This is a genomic window from Rhizobium sp. ARZ01, from assembly GCF_014851675.1.
In the GTDB taxonomy this organism is placed as follows: domain Bacteria; phylum Pseudomonadota; class Alphaproteobacteria; order Rhizobiales; family Rhizobiaceae; genus Mycoplana.
The window spans coordinates 2,521,678-2,537,447 of record NZ_JACVAE010000001.1; the positions used below are offsets into that span (position 1 = coordinate 2,521,678).

Here is a 15,770-nt window from a genome sequence, read left to right on the forward strand (position 1 = left end):
TATTTGACCGAAATCAACGAAGGCCCCGAAAAGGCGCTTTAACATCTGCTGGTTCAACGAGCGGCGGCTCCCCTCTTCCAGGGAGAAAGCCTCTCCCTAAGAACCATATGGGGAAGAGACGGGTGAAAAAGCGATGAACAGGATAATGAGGCCGAGCGCCTGGGAGCGCGAAACACTGATGGGACTGCCGCTGTTGTCCAGACTTGAACTGGATACCTTGTCGGCAATGCTTGAGATTGCCACAGTTCGTACGATTGGGCCGCGACAAGTGCTGTTTCGCGAGGGAGACCTCGCCGACACGCTCTATTGCGTGCTCAGCGGTTACGTGCGCAGCTTTCATCTCTCCCCGCTGGGACGCGAGGTTGATCTGCTCGTTCACGAACCGGGTGACCTGATCGGCGCGAGCGCCTGCCTGCATGGGCATACCTATTGCGCCAGTGCCCAGGCAACCGACAGCGTCAAGATCGTCCAGTTCAACCTGCAGCGCGTCCGGGAGCTTGCCGCCCGCAAATCCGATCTGGCGCTCGCCCTTGCATCGGGCCTATCCGGCCAATTCGCAGGCAGCCTTTCCACCTTGGCCGATGATCGGCTCCATACTGCCCCGCAGCGAGTTGCACACTACCTGAAGAAGCAATGCCCGCAGGGCTCGCGCAATGTCAGTTTCCGCCTGCCCTACCAGAAAAACCTGCTGGCAGGAAAGTTGGGACTTGCACCAGAAGCGCTCTCCCGCGCGTTCTCGCATCTGAAGCGCTACGGCGTCAGTGTCCGCGGCCGGTTGGTGCAGGTCACCGACCCCGAAGTCTTGCAGTCGGTCTAGACCGACAGCTGCCACGCCACGGGTCGATCCGCAAGGGACCACCGGTGTGCGGGGGTGGCCATTATGCGCGAAGCAATGATCTGAGTCTTTGCCGGGAACGTCCTTTGCGCGCCGGGAAAAGAGCAGGCTGGTGATCGCCTTGAAGCTTTAAGGCCCACCCTTCGATCGTGGGTGGCTGTCGCCGTTAGCGGGCCCCTCAGTGAAATACCCTCAGGGCAACACCTTCGCATGTCCGTCGAAAGCAAAAACGGGTCGCTCGCAAGCCGTATTCCGGGCATGGTCCAATGCTCGCCGCGCAGCGTCCAAAGCCAAAACCATCGGTGCATTTGGAGAAACATCGGCGATGCCGGCTGCAAGCGCGACCGTCAGGTTTAAGCCGCCTGTCGCGATCATGCGTGTCGCCACTGAACGGCGCACTTCTTCCACGAGCAGAATGCAGTCGTGAGGGCTCTGGCTCGCCGCCATGATGAGAAATTCGCCGGGAGCGGTTCGCGTGAGTTGGTGCGGCGCGCGAAAGGTGCGCGCGAGTTCTTCCACAACAAGTCGGGTCACTGCGTTCGCGGCATCACTGCCATAGCGGCTCGAAATGAAGGCGAAGTGCGTCACCTGGAATAGCACGAGGAAGCCGGAGGAAATGGGCGCATCCAGCGTTTCGACTAGTTCGGGTTTAGTCGCGATAGGGATCGAATTGACCTCCCCAGCCTGCTCTAGCCTGGCGCGCGTGCTGCGCCAGCCGGCGACGCCGAGGGCGGCAAGGGTCATGAGCAGGCCCGCGACGCTGACAGCCATCAACACGGAGGGCCCCGCGCCTTGAGAAAGGTATCCTGGCTCAGGCATTGGCAGGAGGCGGAATGGCGCGTGCAGTGCACTGAGGATCAGATGAATTGCAGTTGCAAGGGTGGCCGCCACCAGAAATCCATAGGGCAAAAGCGTAGAAAGGCCGACCCTCGCAATGACGGCGCGGTCCTCTTGCAGTGCTGCCGATGGTCCAACGTCCCGAAACATTACATTCTCCGCATTCTCATGCGGTGAACATAACTGGGTGAATTTCACATTCGCCTAATACAAAAGCTAAAAATAGACTGAATTCCTGCGATTGACCCAAGATGGGACTGCCAAACAGACTCGAAGCGAGGCCCATGCACCAAATTGAGGCACCCTCAGGGGTTAAGCTCAGTGTGACTTTTCCGGATTCGAGTCCCGTGGGAACGAGAGGCGTTCGAGCATGCCCGCCCCCACAAGGCGGTCCACCCAGGCGCGTTCAGCTGCAAAGGGATGCCATTCCCAGCCGGAATGACCGAAGCCGGCAAGGATGACGCGATCATTTCTCCGGACAAGGTTCTCCAACACCTCGGCGACCACGACGAGGCCGGAACTTGGAACGACGTAGGGAGAGGTTGCAAGCGCATGCAGCTCATCGTCCAGCGCCTCGTGAACCGATGCCGGTACGACATAGCATCGACGTCCGCTTGCCGTTGCAAAAGTCTTAAAACCAAGCGTGTAGTCGTCGCAGAAATCTTCCAGGTCAGGGTTGCTCCGCGCCAGAATGGGTCTCATGGCTGCATACTTTACAGGATCGCGCACGCACCAAAATGCGCCGGCTGCCCTAACCGCAGGATGTCCCTTCCATTGACCACCACCCAGCATCGCGAGCGCAGGTCTACCGGTGTTGCAGACAGCAACGATATCGGTCTTCCAGCCACCTCGCCCGATCGACCGGCAGTCGTTGAAGCGGATTACGACGTCCGCCGAGTCGATCCGGTCCGCCGCACCCGCCGGAAGTTCGCCGTTGCCGACAACCATGATCGCGCGTCCGCCGGCGGCCGTTTCCATCTTCAGTTCCCCAGCGCCTGTACTAGGCTCTTCAGTTCCTCCGTCCGCTTGCGGGTGAGATCAGAAAGACAACCGGCAACAAGCATCGGCTCCAGGGTCCCGCCCCGCGCCTCGAAACCGGCAAGTTCGCACTGACCGTCACGATACGGAATCCAGGCGCGCTGCGCCCGCTTCAACGCATCGAGCGCGCCGGCATAGGCCGGGTTGAGCGAACCGAGCTCCTTATCAGTCGCCTCCATCGCCTTCATCGCCTCGCGATAGATGCGGTTCAGTTCAGCATCCGCCGCCGCGTAATCCTTGCCGGCACAAATGTTCAGATCCACCTGGGTGACGGCATTGGCGCAGTCAACGTCATCGTCGGCATCCTGCGCCAGCGTCGCAGTCGAGCTGAGGAACAGAGAACAAACAAAAGCTGCGAGAGCGCAAAGGAAGGAAGTTCTGGTTCCCATCGTGCTGATCCCCAATTCATAGACAGGCGGAAATTCACTCAGACCCGCGTTCGATGTTCAGGCTACCCGGTTCGGTGGCTCGCGCCCCTCAAAGAAGGCCGTGACATTGTCCACCACCTTCATTCCCATCGCCGTTCGGGTTTCCGCCGTTGCACTGCCGAGATGCGGCAAAAGCACCACGTTGTCCATGGCAAGCAGCCTTTCGGGCACGTGCGGCTCCGCAGCGTAGACGTCGAGGCCGGCACCTGCAATTTTGCCGTTGGAAAGGGCTGCGATCAGCGCCGTCTCATCAATCACATCCCCACGCGCCGTGTTGATGAGAAACGCGGTCGGCTTCATCGCCGAAAGCCGAGCAGCGTTGATCAAATTGCTGTTCTCTCCGCCACCCGGGCAATGCAGGGAAACGAAATCCGCTGCCGCCAGCACCTCCTCGATGCTGTTTAATTGACGCGCGCCGTATTGCATCGCTACGGCCGAATCGACCCGCGAGCGGTTGTAGAAGACGACGTCCATGTCGAAGCCAAAATGGCAACGTTTGGCCAGTGCCTTGCCTATGCGGCCGAAGCCGATGATGCCGAGCGTCTTGCCCGTTACCTTGGTGCCGATCATATGTGTCGGACGCCACCCGCTCCACGTGTCCGATCGTACCTGCCTCTCGCCTTCACCGGCGCGGCGCGCAACTGAAAGCAGCAGCGTCATCGCAATATCCGCCGTGCAGTCGGTCAGAACGCCGGGCGTATTGGTAACGACGACGCCTTTGGCGGAGGCGGCAGCAACGTCGATATGATTGTATCCGACACCGTAGTTGCCGATAATCTTCGCGGAAAGCTTCGGCCCCTCGAACAACGCAGCCGGCAGGCGGTCTGAGACAGTCGGCAGGACCGCATCGTAACGAGACAGCGCATCGGCAAGGGCCAGTTGCTCCATAGGCCGATCGTCGCGATTGAAGGTCGTGTCGAACCGCTCGGCCAAAACCGCCTCAACCTGCTCCGGCCAGCGTCGCGTCACCAGGATACGTGCCTTACTCATTTCATTCTCCACGTTTTCCGCCGCCACCAGACATGAAAAAGGCCCGGACGCAAGCGCCGGGCCCGAATTTAAACCGGTCCGGGCGGTCTGATGCCGCCCGTGCCGTCAGAACGACTACTCGTTCTGGAAGTAGTTGTACTTGCCGTCGTCACCCTTCTTCCAGGTGTACAGAACGTAGTCCGGACGGGTGATGTCGCCCTTTTCATCGAAGCCGAGTTCGCCGATGGCGGTGGGGAACGGGCCCTTCGACTTGATGGCTTCGGCTACGGCCTGCGCGTCGGTGCCGCCAGCAGCCTTGGCGCCTTCAGCGATGACCTGAACGGCAGCATAGGCGTAGAGCGTGTAGGCTTCCGGCTCGAAGCCGGAAGCGCGGAACTTCTCGACGAGTTCCTTTGCGGCCGGGTTCTTGCGCGGATCGGGCGCGAACGTCATGAGCGTGCCATTAACGGCGTCGCCGGCAATCGAAGCCAGTTCGTTCGAGACGATGCCGTCGCCCGAGATGAAGGTAGCCTTCAGGCCCTGGTCTGCGGACTGGCGCTCGATGAGGCCGAACTCGGTGTGGAGGCCGCCCCAGTAGACGACCGAAACGCCGGCTTCCTTCATCTTCGCGATGAGAGCCGAGAAGTCCTTGTCGCCGACATTGACGCCTTCATAGACGGCTTCCGTCACGCCGGCTTCGTTCATCGCCTTCTTGGTTTCGTCGGCAAGACCCTGGCCATACGGCGTCTTGTCGTGCAACACGGCAACCTTCGCGTCCTTGAAATTAGCGGCGACGAATGAGCCTGCCACCGCGCCCTGCTGGTCGTCACGACCGCAGGTACGGAAGGTATTCCACAGGCCCCGCTCGGTGTAGGTCGGGTTGGTGGAGGCCGGCGAGATCTGCAGCACGCCGTTTTCGGCGTAGATTTCTGAGGCCGGGATCGAAACACCCGAGTTGAAGTGACCGACGACAAACTTCACGCCATCAGCGACGAATTTGTTGGCGACCGAAACACCCTGCTTCGGATCGGATACGTCGTCGCCGAGAACGACCTTGATCTGCTCGCCGTTGATGCCGCCAGCAGCATTGATGTCGGCAGCGGCCTGCTCGGCCCCCTTCTGCAATTGCGCGCCGAAAGCAGCGTTCGGGCCAGTCAGCGGGCCGCCGACGCCGATCAGGATGTCGGCCCAGGCATTGCCGCTGAAGGCGACCATTGCAGTCAGGGCAACAGCCGACAATAGAGACTTCTTCATCTTGTTACTCCCAAGTTTAGGCAGGCAGATTGTTGACCGTTCGCAATACCCGCCATCATTGCGCCGGCGTCTTTATTCCACGTCCGGCGCCTTCACGCCGTGCGTGGGTTCCCTCTTATTTGGCCCGCCAGGAGAAAGGCGAGGCCTTCTCGTAGAGCCAATAGTAGTTATTGGTCATCTGTTTGGTGCGGTAGTAGCGATAACCGGCCGTAGCAAACAACAAAAGTACGATCGTGTCCACGAAATAGTACTGAAAAGTCAGCATGCTACCTTCGAACAACGCGTGGTGGATGAAGCGGATCGCAATACCGAGCAAAAGCACGTAGAAGACGAGTGTACGGTAGCTGTGCCAGCTTTCCGCAACGCTCTTTCCAGTCCGCCAGGCGGTCCAGCCGCCCATGATGACGGTGATGAACAGAAACTGCCAGATAGACGTCTCTTCGTAGAGTATTCCCTGCATGTCACATACTCCTCGTACAGCGCCGCGCGAGATGCAGAACGCGCAAGGGTCGCTGTAACTCTATGGATTTGCGCATGATCTTTGGTCGGGATGATTTGAGGATCATGCGCGGGTCCGTAATCAATGCCGGCCGCCTTCGAGATAGGCGGCACGCACCTCCGGATTTGCCAGCAGCTCTTTGCCCGTCCCGCTCATCGTCACCCGGCCGTTGACCATGACGTAGCCACGGTCGGACAGCTTCAGCGCGGCAAAGGCATTCTGCTCGACGAGGAACACGGTCAGACCCTGCTCCTTGTTCAACACCTTGATGGCATCGAAGATCTGTTTGACGATCAGCGGCGCAAGACCGAGCGACGGCTCATCAAGCAGCAGCAGCTTCGGCCGCGCCATCAGCGCACGGCCGATGGAGAGCATCTGTTGCTCGCCACCCGATAGCGTTCCGCCACGCTGAGCCTGGCGTTCCTTCAGGCGCGGGAAGAGCGTGAAGATTTTTTCCACGTCCTCATCGAAGTACTTCAGATTGTCGAGGCTCGCGCCCATCTGCAGGTTTTCGTAGACCGTCATGCGCGGGAAGATACGGCGCCCTTCCGGCGACTGCGCGATGCGAAGACGAGCGATCTCGTGCGTTGGCAGACGCGTGATCTCCTGGCCGGCGAATGTAACGGTGCCGGTGCGCGCCTGCGGGCTGCCGCAAATGGTCATCATCAGCGTCGACTTGCCGGCGCCGTTAGCCCCGATCAGGCTGACGATCTCGCCGCGCTTGACCTCGACATCGACTCCGGCCAGTGCACGGATGTTGCCGTAGTAGGTTTCGACGCCTTGAACCTTGAGAAGGGTCTCGCTCATTAGTGCTTCGCCCCCTGCTCGCCCTCAATCTGCTCGATCACCTCTTCGACCTCTTCGTCCTCGACACCCAGATAGGCCGCGATGACCCTTGGATCGTTTTTCACCTCATCGGGCGTACCGTCCGAAATCTTCTGACCATATTCGAGCACGATGACGTGGTCTGAAATTTCCATGACGACCGACATGTCATGCTCGATCAGGAGCAGCGATGTCCCCGTGTCCTTGCGGATCGACCGCAGCAGTTCGTTCAAGGCCAGCGATTCACGCGGGTTGAGACCGGCGGCCGGCTCATCCAGGCAGAGAAACTCTGGCCCCGTGCACATGGCTCGCGCGATTTCGAGACGCCGCTGCGCACCGTAGGGCAGGTCGCCCGCCGGGTCGTCGGCGCGTTCGAGCAGGTTCGCCTTTTCCAGCCAGTATTTGGCGATCTCGATCGACTGTTCCTTGGCACGCCGGTAACCACTGAAGCCGAGGAGGCCAAGGATCGTGTATCCCGAGGCCTTCATCAGCATATTGTGCTGCGCCACGAGCAGGTTCTCCAGGACCGTCAGGCCCGAGAACATGCGGATGTTCTGGAACGTCCGGGCGACCTTGGCATCGCGGGTGATCTCGAAATCCGGCATGCGCTCCAGAAGGAACTTCCTGCCCGATTGCTGCGTCATCGAGATCATGCCCATCGTCGGCTTGTAGAAGCCGGTGACACAGTTGAAGACTGTAGTCTTGCCGGCACCGTTCGGGCCGATGAGTGCCGTGATCTCGCCGCGCCGAGCCTCGAAGGACAGATCATTGATCGCCATCAGGCCGCCGAAGCGCATCGACAGATGCTCGACATTGAGGATTGGATCGTTGTTCATCGTATTCGTCTCGAGGGCCATTAGCCGTGCCCTTCCTTGGTGAAGCTGCCGGACACGGCCTTGCGCTCATGCAGGAAGGCTGTCGGTTCACGGCTTCCGACGAAGCCGCGCGGTTTCCAGACCATGACCACGACCATCGCGAGGCCGAAGATCAGCATGCGATAGAGTTCGGGGGTGAAGTCGGGACCGAAGATCTGCTTCAGGAAGGTCATTTCGCGCAGCAACTCCGTGCCGCCAACCATGACCGTGGCAGCAACTGCGATGCCGATTAGCGAGCCCATGCCGCCGAGAACCACGATGGCGAGGATGATCGCGGACTCGAGGAAGACGAAGGACTCCGGTGAGACGAAGCCTTGACGCACCGCGAAGAAGGAGCCGGCAATGCCGCCGAACATCGCGCCCGTGGCAAACGCGGTCAGCTTGGTCGTGACCGTGTTGATGCCAAGCGAGCGGCAGGCAATTTCATCCTCACGTAGCGCTTCCCAGGCACGGCCAATCGGCATGCGACGCAGGCGGATGGTGACGAAGGCCGTCAGCAGAGCGAGCGCCAGGATGACGTAGAACAGGAAGATCTTGTAGTAGGCCGATGACATCGGAAGGCCAAACGACTTGGCAAAGTTGTTCGGGGCGCTGACGTCGAAAGACCAGATGCCGAAAACAGATGCCTTTGGAATGCCCGAGATGCCGAAGGTTCCCTTGGTAACTTCCGTCCAGTTGATCAGCACCAGGCGTATGATCTCACCGAAGGCAAGCGTCACGATCGCGAGATAGTCCCCTTTGAGGCGCAAAACCGGGAAACCGAGGATCATGCCCCAGAAGGCGGCAAGAATTCCGGCAAGCGGAAGAAGAATCCAGAACGAGAAGCCGAAATGCTGCGCCAGAAGCGCGTAGGAATAGGCACCCACGGCGTAGAAGGCGACGTATCCGAGGTCGAGCAGGCCGGCGAGACCGACGACGATGTTCAGGCCCCAGGCGAGCATCACATAGATGAGGATCTGGATACCGAAGTTGTCGACCCACTTCAGCGACCCCTGCACGCCAAACAGCGAAACGGCGATGGGCGGCATCAGGACGAGCGCGAGAATTGCGAGCTTGCTGAAGTTGCGCGCGAAAAAGCCTTCGGGGGCCTCTTTCTCGACGACAGCAGCTTTGGCAGCCTTGCGCGCAGCGACCCACGGTTGGACGTAGGCGACGCCCAAGAACCGGCCGACTGCGGCGATGGCGACGAAGGTCGCCAGCAATCCCCAGCGTTGGTTCAGGACGAGTTCGTTGCGGATGTTCTGCGTCGTCTGCAGGCCGACGAACAGGACGAAGAGGCCGAGAGCGATCAGACCGGCGTAAAAGCCCTCGCGCAGAGCCTTCGCCGTCAGGTTCCCGGCGGCGCTCTCTTTGGAGTAGGAAATGGTGGCCATTGAATTATACCTTCTCGACTTCCGGTCGTCCGAGAATGCCGGACGGCTTGAAGATCAGAACGATGGCGAGGATCGAGAACGTCGCGACGTCCTTGTAGTCGATCGTGAAGTAGGCCGACCAGAGCGACTCGATCAGTCCAATCAGAAGCCCGCCGATCACCGCACCGGGAAGCGAGCCGATGCCACCCAGAACCGCCGCCGTGAAGGCCTTCACGCCAGGAACGAAGCCGTCGGTGAACACGATGACGCCATAATACATCAGATACATCGTGCCAGCGACCGCAGCGAGCGCTGCACCCATTACGAAGGTGATGGAGATCGTGCGATCGACGTCGATGCCGAGCAGGGCGGCCATCTTGCGATCCTGCTCGGTGGCGCGCTGGGCGCGACCGAGGGCCGTCTTGTTGACGATGTACCAGAATGTCGCCAGCAGACTCACCGTGAGGATCATGATGAGGACCTGCTTCAGCGAGATCGAGATGCCGAAGACGTTGTAGACCGACGATACCAGCGGCGGGATCGGCTTGTTGCGCGGGCCCTGCGTGACCTGGATGAAGTTCGACAGTGTAATCGACATGCCGATGGCGGTGATCAGCGGCGCCAGGCGGAACGAGCCGCGCAGCGGCCGGTAGGCCACCTTTTCGATCGTCCAGTTCCACAGCGAGGCTGTCAGCATCGCCGCCGCCATCATCACCAACAACAAAATGACGACCGGGAGACCGACGAAAATGCTGGTAAGCACCAGAAAGATGATCAACGCGGCGAACCCGCCCAACATGAAAATATCGCCATGGGCGAAGTTGATCATGCCGATGATACCATAAACCATCGTGTAGCCGATGGCGATCAGGCCATAGATCGAGCCTAGAGTCAGCCCATTGATGAGCTGCTGCACAAAATATTCCATTTGCTATCCCCGGGATGCGATCCTGATGGCCGCATCTCTTGTTATTTAGAGTTCCTTGGTGAACTCCTGAGTACTGGAATCCATACTGCTTTCCGATCAAAAGGGAAGCCTAAAATGGCACACTGACAAACTTCTTCGCTTTTTTGGTGGAATTGTCGATTAAGCCGGCCGAAACTCAAAAATAATAGCGGCTTGCAACTGCCTGAAGGACAAGAAGCCGTGGAATCCACCGTTTTTCCACTGCTTCAACTGAGCGTTGCGGCAGTCGCCGCACGGTGTCAGAGACACGGCCCCACACCAATAGCGCGACGAATACATTGTTGAAGATCTGAGCTTCAACTTCGACCACGGGATTCGGCCGAAAAAATTCAGCGGTTGCCAGAAAGCAAAATTAATCAAGAGCATTGCGGTCATCGCGCGCTCCCGGGTAAAAAACGGCAGAATTGGTCCTCCTGGCGCGATCAGAGCGCTATGGCAGGAAGCCATCTACAACAGGGCAGCTCAGATCATGTCGCTCACCCATCTTCAGCGCCTAGAAGCGGAAGCTATCCATATTTTTCGGGAAGTCGCGGCAACCTTCGCCAAGCCGGTGATGCTTTACTCGATCGGCAAGGATTCGTCGGTCATGCTGCACCTGGCAATGAAGGCGTTCTATCCCGCAAAGCCACCCTTCCCGCTGCTGCACGTCGACACCACCTGGAAATTTCGGGAGATGATCGCATTCCGCGACCGCACGGCCGCGAAGCTCGGCCTGGAGCTTCTCGTTCATGCGAACGCGGACGGTATCGAACAGAAAATCAATCCGTTCACGCACGGCTCCAGCATCCATACCCATGTCATGAAGACGGTTGCGCTCCGGCAGGCGCTGGACAAGTACGGTTTTGACGCCGCATTCGGCGGCGCACGGCGCGATGAGGAAAAATCGCGTGCCAAGGAGCGCATCTTCTCCTTCCGCACCGCGCAGCACGCCTGGGACCCCAGGAACCAGCGCCCAGAGATGTGGAAGACCTACAATACGCGTATCGCGCCAGGCGAATCGATCCGCGTCTTCCCGCTGTCCAACTGGACCGAGCTCGATGTCTGGCAGTATATTCTTAAAGAGGAGATACCGGTCGTTCCGCTCTATTTCGCGGCCAGACGCCCGGTTGTGAAGCGCAACGGGATGCTGATCATGGCGGATGACACGCGCATGCCGCTCGCAGACGGCGAGCGCATCGAGGAGCGGCTCATCCGCTTCCGCACACTTGGCTGCTATCCGCTGACTGGTGCGATTGAATCGGACGCTGCGACCGTACCCGACATCCTGCGTGAAATGCTTGCGACCCGATCTTCCGAGCGCCAGGGCCGTCTCATAGACCAGGACGAAGCGGGCTCGATGGAAAAGAAGAAACGCGAAGGATATTTCTGATGACGGCCGCTTCTGCCGACGCAACGGCACGGTTACAGGACTATCTTGCCGACCAGGAGCAAAAATCGCTCCTCCGCTTTATCACCTGCGGATCCGTCGACGACGGCAAGTCGACACTGATCGGGCGCCTGCTCTACGATACGAAATTGATCTTGGACGACCAGCTTGCGGCACTGGAGCGTGACAGCGCTCGGCACGGCACCACCGGCGCGGAGACCGACTTCGCCCTTCTGCTCGATGGCTTGGAGGCCGAACGTGAGCAGGGCATCACGATCGACGTCGCCTATCGCTACTTCGCAACCGCACAGCGGCGCTTTATCGTCGCCGACACGCCCGGCCACGAGGAATACACGCGCAACATGGCGACGGGCGCCTCGACTGCTGACCTAGCCGTGGTCCTCGTCGACTGCCGCCAGGGCATCCTGCAGCAAACGCGACGCCACGCCTTTATCGCTTCGCTCCTTGGCATTCGCCACGTCGTGCTTGCGGTCAACAAGATCGATATCGTCGGCTACGATCAGTCGGTCTTCGATGCCAATGCCAACGAGTTCCGTTCCTTTGCACACGGTCTTGATTTCGAAACCATCGCCGCTATCCCGATCTCGGCGCGCTATGGCGACAATGTCACCAGGCCGTCCGAAAACATGCCTTGGTATCGGGGCACAACCCTGCTTGAACACCTGGAATCAGTCGTAGTGGCCGAGCGCGATCTCGATAATCCGTTCCGCTTGCCGGTCCAGCTCGTCAGCCGCCCCGATCAGGCATTTCGCGGATTTTCGGGACAGATTGCGTCCGGCCGCATCGCTGTTGGCGACGAGATCGTCTCCGCCAAGTCTGGCCGTACCTCAAAGGTCAAGTCGATTGTCACAGGCGACGGAGATCTTCACGATGCCGGCAAGGGACAGGCCATCACTGTCGTGCTGGAAGACGAAATCGACATCTCTCGCGGCGACATGCTGGCACCTCCCAGTGATCGTCCCGAAGTGGCCGACCAATTCATGGCCCATGTCATCTGGTTTGGAGCCGAGCCGATGATACCAGGCCGAACCTATATCCTACGAACGGAAGTAGACAGCGTCGGAGCGACGGTGACGACGCTAAAATACCACGTTGATATCAAAAACTTCGCCCACGAGGCCGCCAAGTCGCTGCACATGAACGAAATCGGCGCCTGCAACATCGCGACGCAAGCGCCAATAGCTTTTGATCGTTACCAGGACAACCGCACCACTGGAAACTTCGTACTGATCGACCGCTTCACCAACGCGACTATCGGTGCCGGGATGATCGACCATCCATTGCGGCGGGCGACAAATATCCGGTGGCAGGCCCTCGATATCGACCGCCATGCCCGTGCGGCGTTGAAGCACCAGAAACCTGCAGTCCTTTGGCTTACCGGCCTTTCCGGCGCTGGCAAATCGACAATCGCCAACACGCTCGAGAAACTGCTGCATGCCAAGGGCCTGCATACCTATGTGCTGGATGGTGACAATGTCCGCCATGGGCTCAACCGAGACTTGGGCTTCACCCCCGAGGACAGGGTCGAGAATATACGCCGGATCGCCGAGGTGGCACACCTGATGACGCAGGCCGGCCTGATCGTCATCGTCTCCGTCATCTCACCGTTTCGCTCAGAGCGACAAATGGCCCGAGAGCTTTTCGAACCGGGCGACTTCATCGAAATCTTCGTCGACACACCACTGGAAGAGTGTGCGCGGCGCGATCCCAAGGGCCTGTACAAAAAGGCGTTCGCCGGTGAACTGGCGAACTTCACCGGCATCAGCTCGCCCTATGAGCGGCCCGATTCTCCCGAGATCCGACTGCAAACGCTGGGGCATGAGCCGAGCGAACTTGCAATGCAGATCGAAAGCTATCTGGAGAACCGATCAACCCGCAGAAATAATGCCGTGGAGTAGATCCCATATGCGACGATCGAACCACCGGGACGGCGCGACGGGTAAAGCCAAAAATGCAAGCCGAAAATGCTTGCGCGCAAGGGGCGGATCGGGTTGAAACGTCCAAAGCGAACACCATCGTGAGCAGACTATGACATTGCCCACCCATTTACTGGATACTCTCGAAAAGGCTGCGATCGACGCCGGTAAGGCGATTCTTGCGGTCTATGACGCTGGGCCAACGGTCGCATACAAGGACGACCAGTCACCCGTTACCGAGGCGGACGAACGCGCCGAGGCGATTATCCTGGCGCAACTTGCCGCAGCCTTCCCCGACATACCGGTTGTGGCCGAGGAATCGGTCGCGGCTGGACGTGTGCCGAACATCGCCGGCGGCCGCTTCTTTCTCGTCGACCCGCTGGATGGCACGCGAGAGTTCATCGATCGCCGGGACGAATTCACCGTCAATATCGCGCTGATTGACGATGGCACGCCCGTCGCCGGCGTTGTCTATGCACCGGCGCTGAGGATTGCCTTTTCCGGAGCGGTGGGCCATGCGGAAAAAATCGAGTTCGGGCCGGACTTCTCGATTTTGGGCAGACGAGCGATCGGTTGCCGTACCAGAGGCGATAAGCTGACCGCTGTGGTGAGCCGCTCGCATAGCGATCCGCAAACAGACGTCTTTCTCGAAAGAAACGGCATTTCTGACCACCGGTCCGTTGGATCATCGCTCAAATTTTGCCTGCTTGCCGAAGGCCTAGCCGATGTCTATCCGCGCTTCGGTCGGACAATGGAGTGGGACACAGCCGCCGGAGACGCGATTTTGCGGGCAGCGGGCGGTCGCCTTTCCCAGCCTGACGGCTCACCTTTCATCTACGGCAAGACGAGCCAGACTGAGGACGCCGAGTTTGCAAATCCCGCCTTCATCGGCTGGGGGCGCTCGCGCGATTGCGACCCTGCGAGCTCGGAGCTTCCTGGAGAGGCCGCACATGTCACAAAATGACCCGAATGACGCTTCAAACCTTCACTTGGCAATTTTCGGCAGTTCTTGGCCGCTTCGCTCAAAATGTACAGATAGGGTTCCCGGCAGATGTGAGTGCCCATGACCTTGTAACGTAGCAGCATATCGCCTAAACTACCACGCGTTCAGGTAGTTAACAAAAAATTACAAGCCAGCAGCGAGAGTATCAACGTGACGAAAGAATCTGCGCCCGTAGTACCGGAGCCGGAAGCAGAAACCCGCGTTCAGCCGCAGGCTAGCAATCTTCTGGACATGGCAAAGGCCCGCATCATGCACCGCGCCGAACGACAGAAGCGGCGCCTAATCCGCGAGGCATCCGCCGCTGCCGGCGCAAAGGTCAAGCGTGACGAGTTCGACGACGATGACGAACTCCCCGGGTCGAAGACCGAACCGGGCAAGAAGTTTTCGACAAAGTCGATTTTCGAGATGCCGAATTTCGCTAAAAAAAAGCGGAAGAAGGTCAATTGGGCCGCCATTTCATTCGCTCTCGCCGTCATCGTGCCGACTATCCTGACCGGGCTTTATTTCGCGTTCATCGCCAGCCCTCAATTTGAAGTCCAATCTCAGTTTGCCGTACGCGGAGCGAACCAAAGCTCGCTGAACGCGCTCGGGCTCGGCTCGCTGATGGGCACATCGCCCCAGGCGGGCGACTCCTACATCGTGGCTGACTACATTCATTCCCAGCAAGTCTTGCAGGACATGAAAGACCAGTTGGGGTTAGATATCAGGGAGGTTTATGCTCGGGACAGCATCGATTTTGTCTATAAAAGCGACGTGGCCGCGCCCTTCGACGAATTCGTCAATTATTGGCAGGACATGGTGAACGTCAGCTTCAATTCCACGACTGGGAACGTCACTCTGCAGGTCTACGCGTTTACACCTGAAGATGCAAAGAGGGTCACGGATGCTATCCTCCTTGTGGCGGAAAACCTGGTGAACCGACTTTCCGAGGAATCGCGCAACCAGTATCTCGGGGTGGTGAACAAGCAGGTCGAGCGCACGGAGAATCGCCTCGCAAGCGTGCGGGAACAAATGTCGCAATTGCGGCAGACGGAACAGGCGATCGATCCGACCTCTCTGGCCACAATGGAATCGTCGATTATCGGATCGATTGAGGAGCAGCTCGCGTCCGTTCGCACCCGATACAGGGCGTTGATGAATACGGTCAGCAGGGATGCACCTTCGGCCAAGGTCCTGGAGCGGCAAATTTTTGCCTTGGAAGCGCAACTGTCGGAACAGAAAGCGCGCCTCGGCAGCGGGTCTACGAAAAAGACGGGGCGCAATCCCGACGCCGCGTCCGACAATGTTAGCGATGTCATAGACCGTTTTGCGAAGCTGACGGTCGAGCAGGAGTTTGCGGTGAAGGCCTATTCGACCTCTTTGGCTGGCCTGGAAACGGCCCTTGTGGAGGCGCAGAAACAGGAACGATTCTTCGCAACCTATGTGAGCCCGCGCCTTCCTGAGATCGCCATGTACCCGCAACGCGTTTTGAATACGATGCTTGGCTTCATGGCGTTTTTTGCGGCCTGGCTTATCGGGTTCTTCGCTTACAAATCGATCAAGGACCACGCGATTTGATCCGCAGCGGTTCCGTCTATCAGGTATA

16 protein-coding genes are annotated in these 15,770 nt (G+C 59.1%); 5 read left to right on the forward strand and 11 right to left on the reverse strand.

Translation table 11 applies throughout. The annotated features are described in order from the left end of the window. Nucleotides 1-133: 133 nt before the first annotated feature. A complete protein-coding gene (locus tag IB238_RS12035) occupies nt 134-817 on the forward strand; it encodes a cyclic nucleotide-binding domain-containing protein (RefSeq protein ID WP_192246498.1) in 684 nt (227 codons plus the stop codon). A 210-nt stretch (nt 818-1,027) separates the two neighbouring features. Here IB238_RS12035 and IB238_RS12040 read toward each other — a convergent pair whose 3' ends face one another. From IB238_RS12040 to IB238_RS12090, 11 genes are all read right to left on the reverse strand, one after another. Continuing rightward, a complete protein-coding gene (locus tag IB238_RS12040; protein WP_192246500.1) occupies nt 1,028-1,870 on the reverse strand; it encodes a GGDEF domain-containing protein in 843 nt (280 codons plus the stop codon). Nucleotides 1,871-1,990: 120 nt separating this feature from the next. Beyond that, complete coding sequence (locus IB238_RS12045) at nt 1,991-2,650, reverse strand: Urease operon accessory protein (RefSeq protein WP_192246502.1); 660 nt, start codon at nt 2,648-2,650, stop codon at nt 1,991-1,993. Between the two features lie 2 nt (nt 2,651-2,652). Next, nucleotides 2,653-3,099, reverse strand: coding sequence for a lysozyme inhibitor LprI family protein (locus IB238_RS12050; RefSeq protein ID WP_192246504.1), 447 nt, complete (start codon nt 3,097-3,099; stop codon nt 2,653-2,655). 57 nt (nt 3,100-3,156) lie between these two features. Then, nucleotides 3,157-4,128 carry a D-glycerate dehydrogenase gene (locus tag IB238_RS12055; protein WP_192246506.1) on the reverse strand — a complete coding sequence of 324 codons (972 nt, stop codon included), beginning with the start codon at nt 4,126-4,128 and terminating at the stop codon, nt 3,157-3,159. 114 nt (nt 4,129-4,242) lie between these two features. Further along, entirely contained in the window at nt 4,243-5,361 is a 1,119-nt protein-coding gene (locus tag IB238_RS12060) for a branched-chain amino acid ABC transporter substrate-binding protein (protein ID WP_192246508.1), read from the reverse strand. A gap of 115 nt (nt 5,362-5,476) precedes the next feature. Next, on the reverse strand, nt 5,477-5,821 hold the full coding sequence (locus tag IB238_RS12065; protein ID WP_192246510.1) for a DUF6867 family protein: 345 nt from the start codon (nt 5,819-5,821) through the stop codon (nt 5,477-5,479). A 120-nt stretch (nt 5,822-5,941) separates the two neighbouring features. Next, nucleotides 5,942-6,667, reverse strand: a complete 726-nt coding sequence (locus tag IB238_RS12070) for an ABC transporter ATP-binding protein (RefSeq protein ID WP_192246512.1) — start codon at nt 6,665-6,667, stop codon at nt 5,942-5,944. Next, a complete protein-coding gene (locus IB238_RS12075) occupies nt 6,667-7,542 on the reverse strand; it encodes an ABC transporter ATP-binding protein (RefSeq protein WP_192246514.1) in 876 nt (291 codons plus the stop codon). The genes IB238_RS12070 and IB238_RS12075 overlap by 1 nt, the downstream gene beginning before the upstream one ends. Then, a complete protein-coding gene (livM, locus tag IB238_RS12080) occupies nt 7,542-8,933 on the reverse strand; it encodes a high-affinity branched-chain amino acid ABC transporter permease LivM (protein WP_192246516.1) in 1,392 nt (463 codons plus the stop codon). Before livM ends, IB238_RS12075 begins: the two co-directional genes overlap by 1 nt. Before the next feature lie 4 nt (nt 8,934-8,937). Continuing rightward, nucleotides 8,938-9,840, reverse strand: a complete 903-nt coding sequence (locus tag IB238_RS12085) for a branched-chain amino acid ABC transporter permease LivH (RefSeq protein WP_192246518.1) — start codon at nt 9,838-9,840, stop codon at nt 8,938-8,940. Nucleotides 9,841-9,999: 159 nt separating this feature from the next. Beyond that, nucleotides 10,000-10,254: a hypothetical protein gene (locus IB238_RS12090; RefSeq protein WP_192246520.1), complete on the reverse strand. Its 255-nt coding sequence runs from the start codon at nt 10,252-10,254 to the stop codon at nt 10,000-10,002. A gap of 94 nt (nt 10,255-10,348) precedes the next feature. On the opposite strand from IB238_RS12090, the gene cysD reads away from it, so the two are divergent. From cysD to IB238_RS12110, 4 genes are all read left to right on the forward strand, one after another. After that, a complete protein-coding gene (cysD, locus tag IB238_RS12095; protein ID WP_192246522.1) occupies nt 10,349-11,248 on the forward strand; it encodes a sulfate adenylyltransferase subunit CysD in 900 nt (299 codons plus the stop codon). Continuing rightward, nucleotides 11,248-13,164 (forward strand): sulfate adenylyltransferase subunit CysN, encoded by a 1,917-nt coding sequence (gene cysN / locus IB238_RS12100; protein ID WP_192246524.1) that lies wholly within the window; start codon nt 11,248-11,250, stop codon nt 13,162-13,164. Before cysD ends, cysN begins: the two co-directional genes overlap by 1 nt. A 130-nt stretch (nt 13,165-13,294) precedes the next feature. Beyond that, the gene (gene cysQ / locus IB238_RS12105) at nt 13,295-14,146 is read left to right on the forward strand and encodes a 3'(2'),5'-bisphosphate nucleotidase CysQ (protein ID WP_192246526.1); all 852 of its coding nucleotides are present in this window, start codon (nt 13,295-13,297) and stop codon (nt 14,144-14,146) included. A 189-nt stretch (nt 14,147-14,335) separates the two neighbouring features. Further along, nucleotides 14,336-15,742: a hypothetical protein gene (locus IB238_RS12110; protein WP_192246528.1), complete on the forward strand. Its 1,407-nt coding sequence runs from the start codon at nt 14,336-14,338 to the stop codon at nt 15,740-15,742. Nucleotides 15,743-15,770 lie beyond the last annotated feature (28 nt).

Coding starts and splice junctions, on each gene's coding strand:
- IB238_RS12035 (WP_192246498.1), top strand. CDS start 134: ATGAACAGGATAATGAGGCCGAGCGCCTGGGAGCGCGAAACACTGATG.
- IB238_RS12045 (WP_192246502.1), bottom strand. CDS start 2,650: ATGGAAACGGCCGCCGGCGGACGCGCGATCATGGTTGTCGGCAACGGC.
- IB238_RS12050 (WP_192246504.1), bottom strand. CDS start 3,099: ATGGGAACCAGAACTTCCTTCCTTTGCGCTCTCGCAGCTTTTGTTTGT.
- IB238_RS12055 (WP_192246506.1), bottom strand. CDS start 4,128: ATGAGTAAGGCACGTATCCTGGTGACGCGACGCTGGCCGGAGCAGGTT.
- IB238_RS12060 (WP_192246508.1), bottom strand. CDS start 5,361: ATGAAGAAGTCTCTATTGTCGGCTGTTGCCCTGACTGCAATGGTCGCC.
- IB238_RS12065 (WP_192246510.1), bottom strand. CDS start 5,821: ATGCAGGGAATACTCTACGAAGAGACGTCTATCTGGCAGTTTCTGTTC.
- IB238_RS12070 (WP_192246512.1), bottom strand. CDS start 6,667: ATGAGCGAGACCCTTCTCAAGGTTCAAGGCGTCGAAACCTACTACGGC.
- IB238_RS12075 (WP_192246514.1), bottom strand. CDS start 7,542: ATGGCCCTCGAGACGAATACGATGAACAACGATCCAATCCTCAATGTC.
- livM (WP_192246516.1), bottom strand. CDS start 8,933: ATGGCCACCATTTCCTACTCCAAAGAGAGCGCCGCCGGGAACCTGACG.
- IB238_RS12085 (WP_192246518.1), bottom strand. CDS start 9,840: ATGGAATATTTTGTGCAGCAGCTCATCAATGGGCTGACTCTAGGCTCG.
- IB238_RS12090 (WP_192246520.1), bottom strand. CDS start 10,254: ATGACCGCAATGCTCTTGATTAATTTTGCTTTCTGGCAACCGCTGAAT.
- cysD (WP_192246522.1), top strand. CDS start 10,349: ATGTCGCTCACCCATCTTCAGCGCCTAGAAGCGGAAGCTATCCATATT.
- cysN (WP_192246524.1), top strand. CDS start 11,248: ATGACGGCCGCTTCTGCCGACGCAACGGCACGGTTACAGGACTATCTT.
- cysQ (WP_192246526.1), top strand. CDS start 13,295: ATGACATTGCCCACCCATTTACTGGATACTCTCGAAAAGGCTGCGATC.